The organism is Isorropodon fossajaponicum endosymbiont JTNG4, assembly GCF_016592615.1.
Taxonomy (GTDB): Bacteria; Pseudomonadota; Gammaproteobacteria; order PS1; family Pseudothioglobaceae; genus Ruthia.
On sequence record NZ_AP013043.1, the window covers coordinates 948,803 to 970,235 of the forward strand.

At 38.7% G+C, this 21,433-nt stretch carries 22 protein-coding genes, 1 other RNA gene and 5 pseudogenes; 18 read left to right on the plus strand and 10 right to left on the minus strand.

The features are described from left to right. Nucleotides 1-20: 20 nt before the first annotated feature. The 5 genes from ffs (at nucleotide 21) to CVFO_RS05615 (ending at nucleotide 3,199) form a co-directional block, all read left to right on the plus strand. Nucleotides 21-116, plus strand: an RNA gene (gene ffs / locus CVFO_RS05595) — signal recognition particle sRNA small type. 33 nt (nucleotides 117-149) lie between these two features. Continuing rightward, a complete protein-coding gene (gene dnaX, locus CVFO_RS05600; protein WP_201339076.1) occupies nucleotides 150-1,739 on the plus strand; it encodes a DNA polymerase III subunit gamma/tau in 1,590 nt (529 codons plus the stop codon). Further along, nucleotides 1,732-2,040 carry a YbaB/EbfC family nucleoid-associated protein gene (locus tag CVFO_RS05605; RefSeq protein ID WP_201339078.1) on the plus strand — a complete coding sequence of 103 codons (309 nt, stop codon included), beginning with the start codon at nucleotides 1,732-1,734 and terminating at the stop codon, nucleotides 2,038-2,040. The genes dnaX and CVFO_RS05605 overlap by 8 nt, the downstream gene beginning before the upstream one ends. After that, nucleotides 2,040-2,624: a recombination mediator RecR gene (gene recR, locus CVFO_RS05610; RefSeq protein WP_201339080.1), complete on the plus strand. Its 585-nt coding sequence runs from the start codon at nucleotides 2,040-2,042 to the stop codon at nucleotides 2,622-2,624. Before CVFO_RS05605 ends, recR begins: the two co-directional genes overlap by 1 nt. A gap of 179 nt (nucleotides 2,625-2,803) precedes the next feature. Further along, nucleotides 2,804-3,199 carry a class I SAM-dependent methyltransferase gene (locus CVFO_RS05615; RefSeq protein ID WP_201339082.1) on the plus strand — a complete coding sequence of 132 codons (396 nt, stop codon included), beginning with the start codon at nucleotides 2,804-2,806 and terminating at the stop codon, nucleotides 3,197-3,199. Nucleotides 3,200-3,324: 125 nt separating this feature from the next. Here the strand turns inward: CVFO_RS05615 and CVFO_RS05620 are convergent, their stop codons facing one another. Continuing rightward, nucleotides 3,325-3,483, minus strand: coding sequence for a hypothetical protein (locus CVFO_RS05620; protein WP_201339084.1), 159 nt, complete (start codon nucleotides 3,481-3,483; stop codon nucleotides 3,325-3,327). 5 nt (nucleotides 3,484-3,488) lie between these two features. Continuing rightward, a complete protein-coding gene (locus tag CVFO_RS05625) occupies nucleotides 3,489-3,776 on the minus strand; it encodes a GIY-YIG nuclease family protein (protein ID WP_342591002.1) in 288 nt (95 codons plus the stop codon). 75 nt (nucleotides 3,777-3,851) lie between these two features. On the opposite strand from CVFO_RS05625, the gene CVFO_RS05630 reads away from it, so the two are divergent. The 4 genes from CVFO_RS05630 to CVFO_RS05645 all read left to right on the plus strand — a co-directional run bounded on the left by CVFO_RS05630 (nucleotide 3,852) and on the right by CVFO_RS05645 (nucleotide 9,062). Continuing rightward, nucleotides 3,852-6,599, plus strand: coding sequence for a valine--tRNA ligase (locus CVFO_RS05630; protein ID WP_201339096.1), 2,748 nt, complete (start codon nucleotides 3,852-3,854; stop codon nucleotides 6,597-6,599). Next, nucleotides 6,596-7,246 (plus strand): TIGR04211 family SH3 domain-containing protein, encoded by a 651-nt coding sequence (locus CVFO_RS05635; protein ID WP_201339097.1) that lies wholly within the window; start codon nucleotides 6,596-6,598, stop codon nucleotides 7,244-7,246. Before CVFO_RS05630 ends, CVFO_RS05635 begins: the two co-directional genes overlap by 4 nt. Then, nucleotides 7,246-8,706 carry an IMP dehydrogenase gene (guaB, locus tag CVFO_RS05640; protein ID WP_201339099.1) on the plus strand — a complete coding sequence of 487 codons (1,461 nt, stop codon included), beginning with the start codon at nucleotides 7,246-7,248 and terminating at the stop codon, nucleotides 8,704-8,706. The genes CVFO_RS05635 and guaB overlap by 1 nt, the downstream gene beginning before the upstream one ends. Before the next feature lie 119 nt (nucleotides 8,707-8,825). Continuing rightward, complete coding sequence (locus CVFO_RS05645) at nucleotides 8,826-9,062, plus strand: cupin domain-containing protein (protein ID WP_245394569.1); 237 nt, start codon at nucleotides 8,826-8,828, stop codon at nucleotides 9,060-9,062. A 58-nt stretch (nucleotides 9,063-9,120) separates the two neighbouring features. Here the strand turns inward: CVFO_RS05645 and CVFO_RS05650 are convergent. The 3 genes and pseudogenes from CVFO_RS05650 to CVFO_RS05660 form a co-directional block, all read right to left on the minus strand. Then, nucleotides 9,121-9,379 (minus strand): annotated as a pseudogene (locus CVFO_RS05650) (integrase core domain-containing protein); the annotation flags it as partial. Between the two features lie 33 nt (nucleotides 9,380-9,412). Beyond that, nucleotides 9,413-10,201: pseudogene (locus tag CVFO_RS05655) on the minus strand (IS3 family transposase); the annotation flags it as partial. A 65-nt stretch (nucleotides 10,202-10,266) separates the two neighbouring features. Further along, on the minus strand, nucleotides 10,267-10,461 hold the full coding sequence (locus tag CVFO_RS05660) for a hypothetical protein (protein WP_201339103.1): 195 nt from the start codon (nucleotides 10,459-10,461) through the stop codon (nucleotides 10,267-10,269). Nucleotides 10,462-10,845: 384 nt separating this feature from the next. On the opposite strand from CVFO_RS05660, the gene CVFO_RS08820 reads away from it, so the two are divergent. The 5 genes and pseudogenes from CVFO_RS08820 to CVFO_RS05680 all read left to right on the plus strand — a co-directional run. After that, nucleotides 10,846-11,175 carry a 4Fe-4S dicluster domain-containing protein gene (locus CVFO_RS08820; RefSeq protein WP_225879225.1) on the plus strand — a complete coding sequence of 110 codons (330 nt, stop codon included), beginning with the start codon at nucleotides 10,846-10,848 and terminating at the stop codon, nucleotides 11,173-11,175. Between the two features lie 205 nt (nucleotides 11,176-11,380). Continuing rightward, on the plus strand, nucleotides 11,381-11,632 hold the full coding sequence (locus CVFO_RS09230; protein ID WP_342591003.1) for a 4Fe-4S binding protein: 252 nt from the start codon (nucleotides 11,381-11,383) through the stop codon (nucleotides 11,630-11,632). A gap of 72 nt (nucleotides 11,633-11,704) precedes the next feature. After that, nucleotides 11,705-12,121 (plus strand): 4Fe-4S dicluster domain-containing protein, encoded by a 417-nt coding sequence (locus CVFO_RS09235; protein WP_342591004.1) that lies wholly within the window; start codon nucleotides 11,705-11,707, stop codon nucleotides 12,119-12,121. A 133-nt stretch (nucleotides 12,122-12,254) separates the two neighbouring features. Next, nucleotides 12,255-13,910 (plus strand): annotated as a pseudogene (gene napA / locus CVFO_RS05675) (nitrate reductase catalytic subunit NapA); the annotation flags it as partial. Between the two features lie 17 nt (nucleotides 13,911-13,927). Then, nucleotides 13,928-14,614, plus strand: a pseudogene (locus tag CVFO_RS05680) (IS3 family transposase); the annotation flags it as partial. Between the two features lie 79 nt (nucleotides 14,615-14,693). Here CVFO_RS05680 and CVFO_RS05685 read toward each other — a convergent pair. Next, a pseudogene (locus CVFO_RS05685) lies at nucleotides 14,694-15,455 on the minus strand (transposase); the annotation flags it as partial. 399 nt (nucleotides 15,456-15,854) lie between these two features. Between CVFO_RS05685 and CVFO_RS05695 the strand changes: the two are divergent. After that, nucleotides 15,855-15,998: a hypothetical protein gene (locus tag CVFO_RS05695; RefSeq protein WP_201339109.1), complete on the plus strand. Its 144-nt coding sequence runs from the start codon at nucleotides 15,855-15,857 to the stop codon at nucleotides 15,996-15,998. Here the strand turns inward: CVFO_RS05695 and CVFO_RS05700 are convergent. From CVFO_RS05700 to hisF, 4 genes are all read right to left on the minus strand, one after another. After that, nucleotides 15,995-16,186 carry a DUF2970 domain-containing protein gene (locus CVFO_RS05700; protein WP_201339111.1) on the minus strand — a complete coding sequence of 64 codons (192 nt, stop codon included), beginning with the start codon at nucleotides 16,184-16,186 and terminating at the stop codon, nucleotides 15,995-15,997. The two genes, CVFO_RS05695 and CVFO_RS05700, sit on opposite strands and share 4 nt — an antisense overlap. Then, the gene (gene cyoE / locus CVFO_RS05705; protein WP_201340418.1) at nucleotides 16,183-17,085 is read right to left on the minus strand and encodes a heme o synthase; all 903 of its coding nucleotides are present in this window, start codon (nucleotides 17,083-17,085) and stop codon (nucleotides 16,183-16,185) included. Before cyoE ends, CVFO_RS05700 begins: the two co-directional genes overlap by 4 nt. Nucleotides 17,086-17,092: 7 nt before the next feature. Beyond that, entirely contained in the window at nucleotides 17,093-17,623 is a 531-nt protein-coding gene (locus CVFO_RS05710) for a redox-active disulfide-containing membrane protein (protein WP_201339113.1), read from the minus strand. Nucleotides 17,624-17,691: 68 nt separating this feature from the next. Next, the gene (gene hisF, locus CVFO_RS05715) at nucleotides 17,692-18,465 is read right to left on the minus strand and encodes an imidazole glycerol phosphate synthase subunit HisF (protein ID WP_201339115.1); all 774 of its coding nucleotides are present in this window, start codon (nucleotides 18,463-18,465) and stop codon (nucleotides 17,692-17,694) included. An 87-nt stretch (nucleotides 18,466-18,552) separates the two neighbouring features. On the opposite strand from hisF, the gene uppS reads away from it, so the two are divergent. Genes uppS through ispC form a run of 3 tightly spaced genes read left to right on the plus strand, consistent with a single transcriptional unit; the run spans nucleotide 18,553 to nucleotide 21,211 of the window. Beyond that, the gene (uppS, locus tag CVFO_RS05720) at nucleotides 18,553-19,269 is read left to right on the plus strand and encodes a polyprenyl diphosphate synthase (protein ID WP_201339117.1); all 717 of its coding nucleotides are present in this window, start codon (nucleotides 18,553-18,555) and stop codon (nucleotides 19,267-19,269) included. Then, nucleotides 19,263-20,063 (plus strand): phosphatidate cytidylyltransferase, encoded by an 801-nt coding sequence (locus CVFO_RS05725; RefSeq protein WP_201339119.1) that lies wholly within the window; start codon nucleotides 19,263-19,265, stop codon nucleotides 20,061-20,063. The genes uppS and CVFO_RS05725 overlap by 7 nt, the downstream gene beginning before the upstream one ends. Beyond that, nucleotides 20,060-21,211, plus strand: coding sequence for a 1-deoxy-D-xylulose-5-phosphate reductoisomerase (gene ispC, locus CVFO_RS05730; RefSeq protein ID WP_201339121.1), 1,152 nt, complete (start codon nucleotides 20,060-20,062; stop codon nucleotides 21,209-21,211). Before CVFO_RS05725 ends, ispC begins: the two co-directional genes overlap by 4 nt. Nucleotides 21,212-21,433: the final 222 nt, after the last annotated feature.

The following is a 21,433-nucleotide window of genomic DNA, read 5'->3' on the forward strand; positions in this document are numbered from 1 at the left end:
AAATAACGACTTGATAGTATCAAGAGTGTGCCGACAATGAATGGTTATGAACCCCGCCAGATCTGGAAGGAAGCAACGGTAATAATTTTTTCATGTGTTGGATAATATTCTTGGTGCTATCACTTTTAATATAATCAGCCCTATTTTTGATGAGTGAGCACTATCAAGTTTTAGCTAGAAAATATCGCCCACATTCTTTTGCTGGATTAGTAGGTCAAACGCACACCAAAAAAACCCTAATCAATGCACTTGATGCTAATAATTTGCATCACGGTTTTTTATTCACAGGCACACGTGGTGTTGGCAAAACCACCATTGCTAGAATCTTTGCCAAATCTATTAATTGTGAACAAGGCATTAGCTCAAAACCTTGTGGCAAGTGTTCTACTTGTATTGAAATTGACCAAGGTCAATCAATTGATTTAATTGAGCTTGACGCTGCCTCACACACAGGGGTGGATAACATGCGCGATATTTTAGAAAATGCGCAATATATGCCAAGCAAAAATCGTTATAAGATTTATCTTATCGATGAGGTGCATATGCTTTCCAAAAGCAGTTTTAACGCCCTTTTAAAAACCCTTGAAGAGCCACCAGAACATATTAAATTCTTATTAGCAACCACAGATCCACAAAAATTACCCGTAACCATTTTATCACGTTGCTTACAATTCACATTACAGCAACTGACCCATGATGAAATTCTAGGTCAGTTAAAATTTATCATGGATGCTGAAGCGTTGAGCTATGAAGAATCAGCTCTTGGTCAAATTGCTGATTTTGGCAATGGCTCAATGCGTGATGCACTGAGCTTACTTGATCAATCAATTTCTTATGGCAAAGGCACGGTAACCAACGCTGACATTAAAGCCATGCTAGGCTTGGTGCATCATGACGATATTATTAAATTAGCAACACATTTATTCAGCCAAGATGCCAAAGCTGTGATTGATTTTATTAAAGATTTGTCCCATCGTGGTGAAAACCTTAGCAATGCACTTAAAGATTTAAGCTCATTATTTCACAAAATATCTATTGCGCAAATTGTTAATACTGAAAGCGACAAGACCATCCAAAACCTTGGCACACAAATATCAAACTTTGATTTACAAATTTTTTATCAAATGTCAATCAACGGCTCTAAAGACATGGCACTAGCCCCTAGTGAACAAATTGGATTTGAAATGACGCTACTTAGAATGCTGGCATTTCGTAGCGACACCCAACCTAACGCGGAAAAAAAAACGCTAAAAATCAAGCTTGAAGTTAAAACGCCAGCACCAGTTAAGGAAAAATCACAACCAAAAGCAGAAGAAAAACCAGACATTGCAAAACCCGCTACACTTGATATTAACAATCAGCAACAATGGGAAACACTTACCCAGACACTAAAATTTAAAGGCGGTGCGCAAATATTGGTAAAAAATACACTATTTGACAATGCTAATAATGCAACGTTAACACTAACCTTGGACAGTCAATTTGCTAATTTGCTAAGTGACCAGGTGCAAAAAAGCATACTAACAACACTTAGACAAAAATTTTCAACATTAAGTTTGGTGATTAATCTTGGTAAGCCTAATACTCAAGCATTAGCACAAAAACAAACTCAAGCACATAATGAAAAGATGGTAAAAATACAAACACAATTTTTGAATGATAAAGGCGTGCAAAAATTAGAAAAAACATTTGACACAAAAATTAACATTAACTCAATTAAGGAGATCAGTCATGTTTAAAGGTGGGATGGCTGGGATGATGAAAAAAGCCCAACAAATGCAAGACAATATGAAAAAAGCACAAGCAGAAATCAAAAATCTATCTGCCACCGGAAAAGCCGCCTCAGGTTCTGTTGAAATCACCTTAAATGGTGAACACATGATGACTGATATTAAAATCCTTGATGAGATAATGAATGATAAAGAATTACTTGAAGATTTAATCCTTAGCGCCATGAATGATGCTGTTAGACAAATCTCTGAGGCGTCGTCATCTGCCAAAATGAAAACTGCCACAGGTGGTATGAGCTTACCTTTCTAATGATTGAATCACTCAACAAAGCCTTCTGTACATTGCCTGGTGTAGGCAGTAAAACTGCACAACGCTTTGTTTATCATTTATTAGAACGCAATCGTGAAGGTGGCATGGATCTTGCCAAGGCGTTAGTTAATGCTATGGAGTACGTTAAACACTGCACTTCATGCCGAACATTAAGTGAAAAAACCTTGTGTCATATTTGTGCTAGTGAAGTGCGCGATGCTTCACAATTGTGTGTTGTAGAAACACCAACTGATATTCATGCCATTGAACAAAGTGGGGTTTATAAGGGTAAATATTTTGTTCTTAGTGGTTACCTATCTCCTATTGATGGTATTGGTGCAGCTGAATTAGGCTTAGACGAACTGGCACAAAAACTCACTAATCAAAATATAGAAGAAATTATTCTAGCAACCAATGCCACGGTAGAGGGCGAAGTAACCGCTCATTATATTAGCAATATGGCCAAACAATTTGATGTTCAAATTACTCGTATTGCTCATGGCATCCCAATTGGTGGTGAATTAGAATACACTGATATCAATACTATTGCTCACGCATTATTAGGTCGTAAACAATACGATTAGAGCATCTTTGATAAAAGCTCTGTTTCATACCCATCAGAGTCTTTTAAAAATACAATAGATTTTTCTAAACACCCCACTCGCAACATTGTGTGTAAAATTCTTATCATAACAGCACTAAATCAATGACAGACACCACCACTCATTAGGATAATATTTACCAAAATCAAGCACATGCTCAAGTGAGCTGGCATCAAGCCCAGTCAACCATTTCACTTGATTGGATTTTAGAATTTACAAATAAGAATGATGCAATCATTGATGTAGGTTGTGGCGTATCAGTTCTGGTTGATAATTTGATTGACAAGCGACTTAAAGATCATACTAAAAAAGTTTATTTTCACCATGAAAATATCCTAGAGTTTAACTCTAATCATCAATTTTCCCTTTGGCATGACCGCACTGTATTTCACTTTTTAACAGATGAAAAAGACCAAAAATCTTATATTAAAAAACTAACTAAACAAGTTAAAAAAGATGGTTATTTCTTACTATCCACATTCTCACCCAATGGTCCCAAATTGTGTTCAGAGCTTAATATTGTACAATATGATGTAAAAAAATCACGCAATTATTAAGTAATAACTTTAAATTAATAAAAACCACCTCTGAAATTCACCCTCGTCCAAATGGAAATACGCAAGATTTTAATTATTTCTTATTTCAAAAAAAATAGATTCACATCGTAACCTCGCTCTTAAAATCACTCTTTTATAGTAATTTTATCTACCCGTAATTCTTGTTCTACGCCCTGCTCATCTAAAAAAATTAAAAATTCTTCTGTGGATTTAGTGATGATATTTTTTGGCCTAATTACTTGAATAATCTCATCAATAAGAACTTTTATAGATTGTGAGCGCATGATGGCTAACTCATAAGTACTACGATCTTCACAGGAGATTTGTAAGTAGTTTTTCTTTGTTTTTCGACTAGTAACAGCTTATCAGCACGACTCATTTGCTTAATTTCGTATTCACGTTTAAGTGCTTGACTTTTGTTGCTCGCTTTTTCTTGGTAAACCAACTCACAAGGTGCATAGGCACGTGTGTATTTTGCGCCACCTTTTATCTCGCCATTATGCTGCCTGATACGCTTGGCAATATCATTACTAACACCGCAATAAAGCGAGTTGTTGGCACAATGAAGTAAATACACAAACCAAGCTTTATTAACCAATTTAATTTTGATGACATAGTATAATGACGAAGTTTAATCCATCTCGCTACTTTAATGGAAAAAACTTACAATCCCGAACAAATTGAAGCAAAATTTCGCTCACTTTGGGAAGACAAAAACCTATTCTCATCTGATTCAAACGCCATCAGCAAAAATGCCTACTGCATTATGCTACCACCCCCAAATGTTACAGGCTCGCTACACATGGGGCATGCTTTCCAGCATACGGTTATGGATATATTAACGCGTTATCATCGTGCAAATGGCGAGCAAACCCTTTGGCAGCCAGGTACAGACCATGCAGGCATTGCCACACAAATGGTGGTTGAGCGTCAATTAGCAACACAAGACATGACTCGTCATGAACTTGGTCGGGATAAATTTATTAATAAGGTTTGGGATTGGAAGGCACAATCTGGTGGCACAATCACGTCACAAATGCGCAGGCTTGGCTCGTCAGTTGATTGGAAAAAAGAGCGATTTACCATGGATGATGGCTTGTCTAACGCTGTTAAAAAAGTATTCATACAACTCTTTGAAGAAGGACTGATTTATCGTGGCAAGCGTTTGGTTAATTGGGACCCGGTATTACACACTGCCGTATCTGACCTTGAAGTCATTAGCATCGAAGAACAAGGCTCACTTTGGCACATGCGTTATCCTATTACCGATACTAATGAAGTGATGATTGTTGCAACCACACGCCCTGAAACCATGCTAGGCGATAGCGCTGTTGCTGTTCATCCTGATGATAAGCGTTATACGCATCTGATTGGTAAAACAATTGACTTACCCCTAACCAATCGAAAAATTCCAATCATTGCAGACGATTATGTCGATATGGCATTTAGTACAGGCTGCGTTAAAATCACCCCTGCTCATGACTTTAACGACTATGAAATGGGTTTGCGCCATCATTTAGAGGTTATTAACATCCTAACTGATGATGCTAAAATTAATAACGTGGTTGATAGTGCCTACATAGGCATGGATAGATTTAAAGCACGCAAGCACATCATTCAAGACTTAGACAATCAGGATTTACTAGAAAAAATCGAGCCACATAAGTTAATGATACCGCGTGGTGATAGAACAAATGCGGTTATTGAGCCTTATTTAACCGACCAGTGGTTTGTTAAAATCAGGCCATTAGCCCAGCCTGCCATTGATGCAGTTAAAAATGGGGACATTCGTTTTATTCCTGAAAACTGGAACAAAACTTATTTTAACTGGATGGACAATATTCAAGATTGGTGTATCTCTCGCCAAATTTGGTGGGGGCATCGCATTCCTGCGTGGTATGACGACAAAGGCAATATCTTTGTTGCAGACTCACTTGAACAAGCGCAAAAACAAGCAGGGAAAGGGGTAACACTCACTCAAGATGAAGATGTACTTGATACTTGGTTTTCCTCAGCTTTATGGCCATTTTCAGCCCTAGGCTGGCCTGAAAAAACACCTGATTTTTCACGTTTTTATCCAACTAATGTGTTGGTCACTGGCTTTGATATTATCTTTTTTTGGGTGGCTCGCATGATTATGTTTGGGCTTAAATTTACAGGTAAGGTACCCTTCAAAGACATTTATATCACTGGCTTAATCAAAGACGGACAAGGGCAAAAAATGTCCAAATCCAAAGGAAATGTGCTTGACCCAATTGATTTAATTGATGGCATTACTTTGCAAGATTTACTCAAAAAACGCACGCAAGGGTTAATTCAGCCCAAAATGGTAGAAAAAATCAAAAAGCAAACCAAAAAAGAGTTTGCTGATGGCGTTCCCGCCTTTGGCACTGATGCGCTACGCTTTACTTTTGCTGCCTTGGCTTCTTTTGGTCGTGATATTAAGTTTGATTTAAAGCGAGTTGAGGGCTATCGCAATTTTTGCAACAAACTTTGGAATGCTTCACGCTTCGTATTGATGAAACTTGAAGGGGAAACCATTGATATTAACGTACAATTATCAACCGCTGACGAATGGATTTTATCTCGCTTACAAAACACTAAAACTAACGTTGAAAAACATTTAAATGATTATCGCCTTGATTTAATGAGCCAAACCCTATATGAGTTTGTTTGGCACGACTATTGCGATTGGTATCTTGAATTGTCTAAGCCGTTATTACAAAATGATACGACCAAAGCAGGCACACAAGCCACTTTAATCAAAGTGCTAAATGAAATAGTAACACTGTTACACCCTATCATTCCATTTATCACTGAGGAAATCTTTGAACAATGTAATGTCATTACAAGCCATAATAGCACAAGTTTAATGACTCAATCTTATCCGCAAGTCATTAATAATTTAATTTCTACCAAAGCTGAGGTAGAAATTAAATGGCTACAAACCTTTATTTTAGGCATTCGCCAAATTCGTGGTGAAATGAACATTCCACCTTCAAAGCTACTACCTTGTTTTGTGCAAAACTTTAATGCTACAGATGAGCAATATCTAGCAAATAATATAAGCATCCTCAGCTCACTGGCAAAAATGGAAAGTATTGACAAGCTAACCACCACTGAGCAAGCGCCAGAATCAGCCACCGCCTTGGTTGGTGATATGAAAATTTTTATTCCATTGGCTGACCTGATTGATAAAAACCAAGAAATCGCGCGTCTTAATAAAGAAATTGACAAATTAGAAAAGCAAAAAAGTCAGTTTGAGGGTAAATTAAACAATGAAAATTTTATAAAAGGTGCGCCTGAAGCAATCATCAATATAGAAAAAGAAAGACTTGCTGTAACACTATCTGCTATTAATGATTTCAACAATCAACTTAAAAAAATATCCAGCTTATGAATTTAATTAAACATTTATTATTAACACTCATACTACTTGGCACACTTTCTAATGCCAGGTCATTTGTCTACATCACTGACCAAGTAGACATTCCAATGCGCGAAGATAAAACATTTAGTAACAACATAGTGCGTTCTTTATCTTCTGGTTCAAAACTCTCTATCCTACAAGCCACTAAAGATGGCTGGACTCAAGTTAAGTATGAGAACTCAACAGGCTGGGTCATTTCAAGATATCTGTCTAACAATCCACCCGCAAGAGTGCAACTAGAAAAACTTAGGCAAAGCCATAACGCTAACCAATTACTAACCACCAAACAAAGCAAAAGAAACACAGAACTTGAAAAACAAGTTAAAACACTAAAAAATAAAAATACCGGGCTTTCTATGCAAATTAACAAATCTCAAGCTGAAAAGCAACACGTTGAACAAATTTATAAAGACGCACTAAAACTTGAACATTCTAACGAAAGGCTTACCACGCAAGTATTACAACTAAAAACTGAGATTCAACTATTAGAAAGCAACAGCACCGCCACGCAAGAGTCCAGTTCTCGTAATTGGTTCATTGCAGGTGGCTTGGTGTTATTTTTTGGCATGATGATAGGTTTCATTTTTCCAAACTTTGTTAACCGCAGGAGATATTAATGAATTTACTAAAAACCGCATACACATTTGATGATGTATTACTAGTCCCCGCACACTCAAAAACTATGCCAAAAGAAGTGAGCCTAGCAACGCAATTAACTAAAAATATCACGCTTAATACGCCCATTCTTTCAGCAGCAATGGATACCGTCACTGAGTCTAAACTGGCCATTGCCATTGCCCAAGAAGGTGGTATTGGTATTATTCATAAAAACATGTCAGTGGCAGAGCAAGCCAATGAAGTGCGTCACGTCAAACGTTTTGAATCGGGCATTATCAGAGAGCCAATCACCATTTCACCAAAAGCAACCATTGCTGATGTCTTTAAAATGCAACAACAGCACAACATTTCTGCCTTGCCTGTGCTTGAGGGTAATATTATTGTTGGTCTAGTGACAGGTAGAGATGTAAGATTCGAAACCCGTTTGGGTGAATTGGTTGAAAACGTCATGACCCCACAAAACAAATTAATCACCGTTCAAGAAGACACAGATATGAGCGAGGTAAGGTCATTATTACAAAAACACCGCATTGAGCGCGTTGTCATAACCGATGATACCTTCAACCTTAAAGGTATGATTAATGTCAGCGACATTCAAAAATCAACAGACTTCCCCAATGCCTGCAAAGACTCAGAAGAGCATTTGCGCGTAGGTGCTGCTGTTGGTGTTGCTATTGGTACAAGCGAGCGTATCGACGCACTTGTTGAAGCAGGTGTGGACGTTATTGTTATTGACACTGCGCATGGGCACTCTCAAGGTGTGCTTGACAGAGTTTTAAAAACCAAAAGAAAACACCCAAACTTGGCTATTATTGCCGGCAATATCGCCACAGGTACAGCAGCACTAGATTTAGTCAAAGCAGGTGCAGACTGTGTAAAAGTGGGAATTGGTCCAGGTAGTATTTGCACCACTCGCATTGTTGCTGGTGTAGGTGTGCCACAAATCAGTGCCATTTCAGAAGTGGCAGATGCACTCAAAGGCACGGGCATACCAATTATTGCCGATGGTGGTATTCGCTATTCTGGCGACATTGCCAAAGCATTTGCTGCTGGCGCATACTGCGTTATGTTGGGCTCAATGTTAGCAGGCACTGAAGAATCTCCAGGCGAGGTTGAACTTTATCAAGGTCGTTCTTACAAATCCTATCGCGGCATGGGCTCACTAGCTGCAATGAACCAAGCACATGGCTCATCTGATCGCTATTTCCAGTCAGACTCTAAGGCTGACAAATTAGTACCAGAAGGCGTTGAAGGTCGCGTTCCATTTAAAGGCTCTATGCGTCCTATCATTCACCAAATGGTTGGTGGCGTTAGATCTTCTATGGGCTACACTGGTTGTGATACATTAGAAAAAATGCGTACAAATGCACAATTTGTACAAATCACCTCAGCAGGTATGATTGAGTCCCATGTTCACGATGTATCCATTACCAAAGAAGCGCCAAATTACCATCAATAATCATCAGGCTTTCTTGCTAAGTTTTCTTTTGCTTGTTTAGCCAAAAGTACCGCAAAGGTGATTTATTTTGGCGTAATCTCTGAGCAAGAATTTCTAACCAATTACTGGCAAAAAAGCCAGTGCTAATCAAACAGGCACTGCCTAATTTTATCTCGCCCATCACCCCTGATGAATTAGCTGGGCTTTCACTTGAAAAAAAATTTGAATCAAGATTAATTACTGGCTCAATCGCCAATCAAGAGTGGCCGCTAAGCAATGGCCCATTTTTTGAAAACACATTCGCCAATTTACCAAAACAAGACTGGACGCTATTAGTCCAAGGGGTTGATAGATACATCGATGAAGTGTACCTGTAATACCCCAATTTTCCATACAACTCTAAAGTAGAGGCTTGACTTGTTTACAGTCATCTTATCACGCCACCTTTGCCCTAGGTGGTATGCCACCTAGGGCAAAGGTGCGGTCGTTCGTTATTATAAACCCATAACCACTGTGTGGTTGCATCTTGTGCTTGCTCAACAGAATCAAACAAATGCAGATCTAAACACTCTTGTCTTACTGTACGGTTAAATCTCTCAATGTAGGCATTTTGAGTTGGCTTACCTGGTTGGATGTACATTAACTCAATACCTAAGGCTTGTACCCAGTCTCTTAATGCTTGGCTAATGTATTCAAACTGCAATGCTCTAACCTACTTGGACACATTTCAAGCCGCTTTTTTCAATTCAGCCATCTTTTGAGCAGGTGTTAAATACCCAATCGCTGAATGAATCCTTTTGTAATTATACAAGTAGATATAACCCTCTACATTTTGCACGACTTCACTATGATTTGCAAAACTTTGATAATTTAATCTCTCAGTCTTCAGACTTCTAAAGAAACGCTCCATGACCGCATTATCCCAACAATTACCTCGCCTGCTCATGCTTTGAGTAATGTTGTTCTTGTTGCAATAATCAATAAAAACTTTAGAAGAGTATTGAGTCCCTTGATCAGAGTGGAACATGTGTTTATTTGTATTGGGCTGGTGTCTAGACACAGCATTACTAAGCGCATCCTTTGCCAACTGAGCATTAGGCTGTTTTGACAATGCCCAACCAACAACTTGTCTTGAGCCTAAATCCAACACACTGGCTAAATAACTCCCACCTTGATAGGTTTTGATATAGGTAATATCACCAACCCAATGCGTATTAATTGATTGCTGCTCAAACACACGATTTAATAGGTTTTTTGCCTTTTTAAACATCAATCTAGTATTAGGGTAATAATGACGCTTTCTTGGGCGTATGGCAACTACATTGGCTTTTTTCATTAGCGTTGCGGTTTGGTAAATACCAATGTTATAACCTTGGTTATTCAAAACTACCCGCATTCTGCGTTTGCCATAGGTGTATCCAACTTCAATAGCAGTTTGTTTGATTAATTTAATCATAGCATTGGTGTTGTTGTTTACTCGCTTATCTTTGACTTGATAGTAATAACTACTGCGAGGAAGTTTGAGTAATGCTCATAATTCTTTAGTATTGTATTGTTGGCAAGCCTTGTTTATCTTGATAATCATATCACTTGGTGATTGTCCACAGCGAACAAGGCTGTTGCCTTTTTTAAGATTTCATTGTCCCTTTGTGCGCGCCAAAGTTGTTTCTCAAGCAGTTGTATTGTTTGTTGTTCAGAAGTCAGCGCTTTGCCTGACTCTGGTGTTTGTCCACCAAGCTCTGCTAGGTATTGTTTTCTTGATTTATATTGTGTCATTATTGACCTCCTTATGGTTTGTATTATAAGGCTATCTTTGTGTCCAATAAAATTAGACTATTGCACAATTCAGCTCGCGCAGCAACCAGTACTGCACTCATTGCGACAGGGCTTGGTTAGTTATTCTTATTCTCTGCCAGCAACGGCTATACGTCCGCCTAGTGCTTTGGCTGAGGATGAATTTAATACAGCTTGCATTCGCTGTGGTTTATGCGTGAATGACTGTCCTTATCCCACGCTAAATTTGGCAACATTAAAAGACAATGTTGCCTTGGGTACGCCTTTTTTACTGCTAGAAAAGCCGCTTGTGAAATGTGTGAGGACATTCCCTGTGTTGGTTACTTTGTCCAACAGGTGCATTAAGTAGGCAATTAACCAATATTAATGATGCTCAAATGGGATTTGGCTAGAATTGTGGATACTCAAGGTTATATTGCTTATCAAGGCTTACGTTGTGAGGTGTGTTTTAATGTTTGTCCAGCCCAAGGCAAAGCCATTACCATTGAGATGAAGCACAATGGTAATGGCAAACACGCATTGTTTATTCCAATGGTACATTATAACAGCTGTACAGGCTGTGGCAAGTGTAAACAAGCTTGTATTATGGAAGAAGCTGTTATTAAAGTATTACCCATTAAACTTGCAATGGGAAAACGCCAAGAACATTATAAATTGGGCTGGGAAGAGGAAGAAATCAGGAAACTCCCTAGTTAAGTAAGACATTAAACATCAATACAACCTGCCTAAGGGCAAGGACTATGATTACAATGGCAAAGGCTTGTTTGATATTGATGATTAAGCGCATTTTTAAAAAAGCATGAAAAGCCCAATATTTGTAAAAAAATAGGCTTAGATGCACAAGCTTCTAAAGGTTGGTTTGGAGCTAACAAATATCTGATATTGCGCCGTTTTAGCCAAGTTGTTATTTTTACTAGGACCTTGGTTTGATGTTTGGATTGTTAAAGGTAATTTAAGCTCAAGTTTAACGCTGAATATTGTGCCATTAACCGACCCTTATGTGTTGTTACAGTCTTTATTTGTAGGTTATTCACTGATATTGGATGCACTAATAGGTGCGTTGATTGTGTTATTGTTGTACGCTATTATTGGTGGGAGAATGTTTTGTTCTTGGGTATGTCCAGTTAATATTGTGACTGATGCTGCCAGTTAGCTACGTTGCCAATTAAACATACAAAACAAAAGTGGTGGCGTTTCTAACAAAATGCGTTACTGGCTGTTAGGAATGAGTTTGTTATTAGCATGGCTGACAGGCACACTTGTTTGGGAATTGGTCAATCCTGTTTCTATTTTGCATCGAAGCATGAGTTTTGACTGGGGGTTAATCGCACTGATTTTTTTATTTGATTTGTTTGTGCTTAAAAATGGCTGGTGTTCTCACTTGTGCCCAGTTGGTGCATTTTATAGTTTGCTTGGTAAGAAGTCATTGTTACGGGTTAATGCACTGGCAAGAGAAAATTGTACAGATTGTTTGGAATGTTTTGCAGTTTGTCCAGAGTCACAAGCGATTAAGCCTACACTTAAAGGCAATACAAGCAATATCATATTGGATAGTCATTGTACTAATTGTGGCCGTTGTATTGATATTTGCAAACCTAATGTTTTTGGTTTTACCAGTCGCTTTAAAAACACCATTAAATAAAACATAAAAACAATCTATGTTAATGAAAGTTGATTGCTAATGATTTAAAGTTGCTGTTATCTTTAAATAGATGAGTTTAGTTGATATTGGTATTGGTATTGGTATTGGTATTTTTTTTGAGGAGAGTAAATAAATGAGCATTACAAGAAGAGCGTTTATAAAAAATAGCGCAATAGCAGCTACTACAACAACTGCTGGGGTGATAATACCAGGCATTGCACTTGCTAATACAAGTAAAGATGAGGTGAAATGGGACAAAATCCCTTGTCGCTTTTGTGGTACGGGTTGTTCAGTTTTTGTAGAGGTTAAGGATGACAAAATTATTGCCTCACAAGGCGACCCTGACGCGTCAGTCAATAAAGGTCTTAATTGCATCAAGGGCTATTTTCTTTCAAAAATTATGTATGGCAAGGATCGTTTAACCCGGCCATTACTCAGAAAAACAAATGGCAAGTATGATAAAAACGGCCAATTTGAAGTCGTATTATGGGATGAGACTTTTGACATTATGGCAGATAAATTTAAAGCTGCCATCAAGCAATCCAACAAAGAAAACGAAGGTAAGCCTGTTGATAAAATGACCTCAGGTGTTGGTATGTTCGGCCCTGACCAATGGACGGTATGGGAAGGATATGCTGCTTACAAACTGTTTAAAGCTGGTTTTCGTTCAAACAATATTGACCCTAATGCACGCCATTGTATGGCGTCAGCTGTGGGTGCATTTATTCGCGCTTTTGGCTCAGATGAGCCAATGGGTTGTTATGATAATTTTGAACATGGTGATGCGTTTGTGTTGTGGGGTTCAAATATGGCTGAAATGCACCCCATTTTGTGGTCACGCATTTCAGACACGTGCCTAACCAAACCAAACACAGAAGTGCATGTTTTATCCACTTTTGAGCACCGCTCTTTTGAGTTGGCTGATAATGGCGTGATTATGCACCCACAATCAGATTTAGCCATTCTTAATTATATTATTGAGAATAAAGCTTACAACAAAGAATTTATTGAAAAGCATGTTAATTTCAAAAAAACACCTACTGATATTGGTTATGGCTTGCGTCCAGAACATCCCTTGCAAAAAGCAGCAAAAAATGCCAACAAGGGCAAGTTAAGTTCAATTACTTTTGAGCAATATGCTGAATCTGTTAAACCTTATACCTTAGAAAAAGCAGTAGAAATTTCTGGTGTGCCAGCGAAAAATTAGAACGCTTGGCAAAATTATATGCCGATCCAGATAAGAAAATCGTTTCATTATGGACAATGGGTTTTAACCAGCATACTCGTGGCGTATGGGTCAATGGACTTATGTATAACGTGCATTTGCTTACTGGGGAAATTCTGAGCCAGGTAATGATCCATTTTCATTTACAGGGCAGCCTTCTGCTTGTGGAACAGCAAGAGAAGTAGGTACTTTTGTGCATCGTTTGCCTGCAAATTATGTCGTTATGAAAAAATCACATCGTCAGTTTGCTGAAAAGATATGGAAATTACCTACAGAAACCATTCCTGGTAAAAAAGGTTACCATGCTGTTTTGCAAAAAAGAATGCTTAAAGATGGTAAGTTAAATGCGTATTGGATGATGTGTAATAATAATATGCAAGCAGGTCCAAATATCAATGACGAAATGCTACCTGGTTGGCGCAATCCGGCTAATTTTATTGTGGTGTCAGACCCCTATCCTACGGTGTCAGCACAAGCAGCGCAGCTGATTTAATTCTACCTACAGCAATGTGGACAGAAAAAGAGGGTACTTATGGTGATGCTGAACGGTATACTCAATTTTGGCGCTAGCAGTTGGATACACCTATGGCAAACGCAGAATGCGAGTAGTTTTGAATAACCAAGGTTATAACATTGGTATTTACCAAACTGCAACGCTAATGAAAAAAGCCAATGTAGTTGCCATACGCCCAAGAAAGCGTCATTATTACCCTAATACTAGATTGATGTTTAAAAAGGCAAAAAACCTATTAAATCGTGTGTTTGAGCAGCAATCAATTAATACGCATTGGGTTGGTGATATTACCTATATCAAAACCTATCAAGGTGGGAGTTATTTAGCCAGTGTGTTGGATTTAGGCTCAAGACAAGTTGTTGGTTGGGCATTGTCAAAACAGCCTAATGCTCAGTTGGCAAAGGATGCGCTTAGTAATGCTGTGTCTAGACACCAGCCCAATACAAATAAACACATGTTCCACTCTGATCAAGGGACTCAATACTCTTCTAAAGTTTTTATTGATTATTGCAACAAGAACAACATTACTCAAAGCATGAGCAGGCGAGGTAATTGTTGGGATAATGCGGTCATGGAGCGTTTCTTTAGAAGTCTGAAGACTGAGAGATTAAATTATCAAAGTTTTGCAAATCATAGTGAAGTCGTGCAAAATGTAGAGGGTTATATCTACTTGTATAATTACAAAAGGATTCATTCAGCGATTGGGTATTTAACACCTGCTCAAAAGATGGCTGAATTGAAAAAAGCGGCTTGAAATGTGTCCAAGTAGGTTAGAGCATTGCACACTCACCGAAACCCTACATTTCCCTAAATCATGCCTTCATTGTGAAGATCCGCCACTGAATCAAACGTTCTAATGATTGAATAACTCGTCTTGCTGGCATGGACAAGTCCACATCAATATTCAAGCCTTCCCGATTGTAATCATCGACAACATTAAAAGTTCTAATGTGCCTGCCATCAGTGAGTGAGTCTGACATAAAATCCATTGACCAAGTTTGGTTAATAGTTGTTGGCACACTCAGTGCTTCGGGTTTATCTCTTTTGATTCTTCTTCTTGGCTTGATTCTTAGATTGAGCTCCAGTTCTTGGTAAATGCGATACACTCGTTTATGGTTAAATTTGTAGTCTTTAACATTACGTAGATATAAATAGCACAGTTTAAAACCCCAACGCTTGTGCGTTGCGGTTAAGCGCAGTAGACAATCGGCAATTAAAGCATTGTCATCACTGAGTTTTGGTTGATAATAATAAGTGCTTTTACTAATGCTACAAACTTCGTAAATAAGTTTGATACTTGTGTTCTTATTTTGTTCATTGATGTTTAAAGCCATCCTCACGCCACTGGGATGGCTTTAGAACTTTTTTGCTAAGGCATCCTTTGTAATTTGCAGTTTCAACTCACTCTCAGCATACATACGCTTGAATTGAGCATTTTCTGATTCTAGCTCTTTTAAGCGTTTAACCATAGAGACAAAATCTGTATCACCGTATTTAGATCTCCATTTGTAAAATGTGGCTTGAGACATTGCGTATTCACGGCATAGATCAGCCACAGATATGCCTGATTGGTTTTGTTTGAGTATGTTGACTATTTATGACTCTGTATATCTTGATTTTTTCATGTGAAAACTCCTTATTTTTTATTATAGAATTTTCTACTTTAGAATGGTGGTTTTTTGGGGTATTACAGATGCCTCGCGAATATATTAAATTTAGAGTTCCTGCTAGTAATGGCATGTCCACACTCATGAGCAGCAAACATTAACAATTGAAGATAGGCTTTTATCATATCCTTTAGTAGGTAAAGCAGGTGTGTAATAAATACTATTGTTAGAGTGCGAAGCATTAAACTGAGGGCCTGGGTTAGGGTCAGTCTCAAGATGAGGAAGAGACCTTGAACAAAATAACAAAAGCACTAGGTGTTTATCACGAAGTGGCACAAACAAAACAAAGGTCTACTAAGGGAGCATAGTAGTCACAAGTCTATGAACATGAACAATCATTACTTAATTAATCACACTGCTAGTTATTTATTATTGAACCCCGACCTTAAATTAACTGGATTATTAACCAATTCACACCACGCTAAAAAAATGGCAGTTGCACTTGGTATCATTATTGAAACGCTTGACTAAGGCAATACCAACTTAACAGCCACTATTATTAAACCAATAAAAGCAAAGGTCATAATCAGTCCAACTATAATGTAGGCCCATGGACCTTGTTTTTCAGTACGCGCAAAGTCCTTAGCCAAGTCTTCTTTTTTACCCACACCAATCATGGCAGATGTTACCGCTTTAAATACTTGCCCCAACCCTTTCATTTAAAAACCTCCCAAGGCAATATTAGCCAATAGTGATCAAATAATAGTGCAACAAATAACAACATTAAATAATTAATTGAATACGTAAAGGTACGCCAAGCAATCCTTTTATCATCTGGATTGTTATAAATCTTAATCGCATACATCAAAAATCTAATACCCAGCGCTGTTGTTACTGCTAAATAAATAAGCCCTGACATGCCAGCCAAATAAGGCAACAAACTAACCAACAACAACAACACTGTGTATAACAAAATCTGTGTTCTGGTATAGGCCAGTCCGTGTGTGACTGGCAACATTGGCACGTCGACTTTTTTATACTCCTCAACCCGATGAATGGCCAATGCCCAAAAGTGTGGTGGCGTCCAGATAAAAACAATTAAAAACAACAAACAAGCATACTCAATACCTTGAATGCCAGACACTGCTGTCCAACCTAGCACTGGAGGTGCTGCACCTGCTGCACCGCCGATAACAATATTTTGTGGTGTTGCGCGTTTAAGATACAAGGTATAAATGATGGCGTAGCCAATCAGTGAAACGAACGTAAGCACCATAGTAATAGTATTAACAAACAATTGTAAAACGCCAAGACCAACAAGCCCCAAAAATACACCCCATACTAATGCTTGGTTTCGGCTTACTTTCCCTTGTGGCAAAGGGCGCTTGTTAGTACGAGACATTTGAGCGTCAATCTGTTCATCAACCACATGATTAAACACTGAAGCTGAAGCGGCTGCCATACTAATGCCAATTGAAGCACTCAGCACCAACAACCCGTTAGGTAAATACGGCGCAGGTACAGCTAAAAACATGCCCACCACTGCTGTTAGCAATATCAGTGCCACTACTTTAAGTTTACACAAAGCTAGTAAGTCACTGATTGAAGGCATTGTCATCTCCTGTTTAGCCAATGCGTGAATATTTAAATAAGCGTTTTAAATCTTTAATAACACGCTTAATCTCTAAATTTTTAGAATTGTAACGCAACATCACATTGCCAAGCGGGTCAATCAAAAATAAACTATTTTCTGGAAACTGATTCAGTTGTCGATTAAGCGCTTTACTAGCATGTCCAACTAATACATCTGCTTGTTGCGCTTTGGCTTTGTTTGTTATTAACAGCAAATTTTGAATACGGCGCATGTCTTCATTCATCAAAATACGAACAGTCTTCATATCTTGCAATGCCTTTATACAAGTATTACCACATTGCTTAGTTGTGTAGGTCAATGTCCACAAACCTTGCAAGCTACTTTGGGTGTCAATAAAAGTAATGTCTTGTTTTGTAGTGGTAATGATAGGGTTAACAAACTCACCATAATTAACCGTATGCTGAGTAAAAGAAGCAGGACTTAAGTAAAAGAAAGCCGTTCCAAAAGCAATTGGCAATACAAAGGATGCCAACAATATCCACAATTCTTTCTTAGAGTCCATAAAAATCTTATGCTTATAAAGCGCCTAATAATACACTTAAAAACACCAAGAAATTAAAAAACCAAGTATTATAGTCTGACTTCTATGCCGTTTTCTTGCATGGCTTGTTTGGCTTGTTGTATCGTATAGTCACCAAAATGAAAAATACTAGCTGCCAGCACTGCATCAGCACCACCTTGTAACACACCTTCAGACAAATGCTCTAAATTACCCACACCACCAGAGGCAATCACAGGCACATCCACCGCATCAGAAACTGCCTTAGTGAGTAACAAATCAAAGCCTGTCTTAACGCCATCACAATCCATTGAGGTAAGCAGCACCTCACCAGCACCATTATCACCTTGAGTCATGTTAACTGCCCACTCAATAGCGTCAATACCCGTTGGTTTGCGTCCGCCGTGAGTAAAAATTTCCCATTTCAATGGGCTCTCGGTCACTCTTTTAGCATCAATTGCAATCACAATACATTGCGAGCCAAATTCTTCACTTAACTGGTTAATTAGATTAGGATTAAAAATGGCAGCAGAATTAACAGCAACTTTATCCGCGCCTGCATTTAACATCGCGCGCACATCAGCCGACTTACGAATGCCGCCACCCACAGTCAGTGGAATAAATACTTGTTCAGCAATTGCCTCCACCATATGTACCATAGTGTCCCTACCCTCAATTGATGCAGTAATGTCTAAAAAAGTAATCTCATCAGCGCCCTCAAGATCATAACGCTTAGCCGCCTCAACTGGGTCGCCTGCATCCTTGATATCAACAAACTTAGTGCCTTTAACCACACGACCATCACGCACATCAAGACAAGGAATGATTCTTTTTGCTAAACTCATAAGCATGAATTTTACCGCACACACCAACTCTATATTAACTGTGTTTACTGATTGCTTGCAATGCTATGGGTATAATCCGACTTTGTTATGGGTACGCTTAAACACATCGCAATTATCATGGACGGCAATGGTCGTTGGGCATCAAAACGCTCTTTACCCCGCATTCTGGGACACCAACAAGGGATTAAAGCGGTGTGTGGTGTTGTTAAAGCTTGTGCAATACGCGGTATTAAAACACTGACCTTGTTTGCTTTTAGTAGCGAGAATAAAAACCGTTCGACTGAAGAAGTCTTTTTGTTATTTAAACTATTTCTTGGTGTGCTTAAACAAGGGGTTAAAAAACTCAATGAGCACAATATCAAACTAAAAATAATTGGGGATATGTCTTTATTTCCTGCCAAAATCCAACAAACAGCACTTGATGCACAGGCACTACTCGCTAGCAATACTGGTCTAACGCTAGTGATTGCAGCCAATTATGGTGGTCAATGGGACATTGCTCAAGCAGCAGCCAAGATCGCACAAGCAGCTATTGCTGGCAACATAAAAGCCAATAATATTAATGTGGATAGCTTCTCACAATATCTGTCATTAGCCAATGAGCCAACTGTTGATTTGTTAATTCGTACTAGTGGTGAACTTAGGATTAGTAATTTTTTACTGTGGGATATTGCTTATAGTGAGTTTTATTTCACAGAAACACTGTGGCCAGATTTTAGCGAGTCTGAATTAAACAAAGCCATCACCAACTTTAATAATTGTAATCGGCGTTTTGGCACAAGACTTAAAGAAAAACCATGCTAAGACAAAGAATCATCACCGCGCTCATTTTGGCACCATTATTTATTTGGGCAATATTCGCCATGCCCAGTCATTACTTCGCACAATTACTTTTGGTTTTTGTTGCACTTGGTGCATGGGAATTCTCACGTTTAATTAAATTTAAGCACTTAGTTGCTAGACTGTTATTGATGGTTGGTATTGTTGCCTGCGCACTCATCATTCAGAACAATGCCCAAATTATTGCGTTTGTGCTTTACTTGTCCATTTTATGGTGGATGGTTAATGTATATTGGGTACTAAGTTATCCCAATAAAACCAATCTGTGGTTTAATCCACTTATTGTTCGTATCATAAGTGGCGTATTGTTATTAGTGCCTATGTGGGTTGCATTAATTACTTTACAACAACAATACGGCGCTGATTATTTCTTACTACTCATGCTGATTATTTGGGGTGCTGATTCTGGTGCTTATTTTACTGGCAAGGCAATTGGCAAAAGAAAATTAGCACCAAAAGTAAGCCCAGGAAAATCAATCGAGGGTGTGATTGGTGGCATTGGCGCTGCCTTAATAGTGATGGTTGTGTTTTTACAATATCAAAATATAGCGACCAATCAATATTTGAGTTATTTACTATTAGCCATTGTTGTCGCTAGCGTATCAGTATTGGGCGATTTGCTTGAAAGCTTATTTAAACGCACCTCAAACATTAAAGACAGTGGACAAATTCTGCCTGGACATGGTGGCATTCTAGACCGAATTGATTCTCTCACAGCAGCAGCACCATTCTTTCTACTAGGGCTTGGCTTAATATGAAAAATATAACCCTGCTCGGTGCGACTGGCTCTATCGGTAAAAGCACTTTGTCGGTAGTAGATTTACACCCTGATCAATTTAACATTTTTGCTCTAAGTGCCAATACCAACTGGCAACAAATGCTTGAGTTGTGTAACAAATACCAGCCCAATTATGCAGTCATGGTAGACGAGCAGTCTGCTGAAAAATTATCAAATGCCATCACCACTGACACCCAAGTACTTAGTGGCACTCAAGCGCTAGATAAGGTTGCTGCCCATCAAGACACCGACTTTGTTATGGCTGCTATTGTAGGCGCTGCTGGCATGTCCTCAGCCCTTTGTGCCACCAAAGCAGGCAAGCGCATTATGCTTGCAAATAAAGAATCACTGGTATTGGCAGGTGATATTTTTATGCAGGCAGTGGCAGAATTTAATGCCGAACTGATTCCTGTTGATTCAGAGCACAGCGCAATTTTCCAGTGCCTACAAAGTGGCAGATCAGGCTTAAACAAAATCCAGTTAACTGCCAGTGGTGGCCCGTTTTTGCACACATCGATTAGCAAACTTAAATCCATTACCCCAGATCAGGCCTGTGCACATCCAAACTGGTCAATGGGGCGTAAAATTTCGGTTGATTCTGCCACCATGATGAACAAAGGATTGGAAGTGATTGAGGCGCATTACTTATTTTCACTTGCGCCAGAACAAATTGACGTGGTGGTACACCCGCAAAGCATTGTACACTCATCAGTCTATTATAAAGACGGCTCAACGCTGTCTCAATTAGGCAATCCAGATATGCGCACAGTCATCTCATATGCCATGAGCTATCCACAACGTATTAACTCTGGCGTTGCTGAACTTGACTTGACTAGCACTCCTGCCTTAGAATTTTACCAACCAGATTTTGAAAAATTTACTTGCCTTAAGCTGGCTTTTGAAGCGCTAAACAAAGGCGGCAATGCCATGATTACCATGAATGCAGCCAATGAAATTGCAGTTGAACATTTTCTTAACCATCAAATTGGTTTCTTAGACATACCAAAAATCATTGACCAAACACTAAGCACCATGAAACACACAACGCCTAACTCTTTAGATGGTGTTGTTAATAACGACCTTGTTGCTCGTGAAATGACCCGTGAAATCATCAAGCAGTATGGGTAAGCTTTATACAAGCATATTGCTAATATTGATGTCTTTTAGTATGGCATCTATGCCTGCTTATGCTGACAACAACACATATCACTTTACTGTTAAACGCGGTGACTCACTAATAAGCCAATATTTTTCCAAGCTTGGGCTGTCTAATCGATTGCTTGCTAATCTGCTTTTGCCAATAAAAACAATAAAAAACTCAACCAACTTACTATTGGTCATAAGCTAACC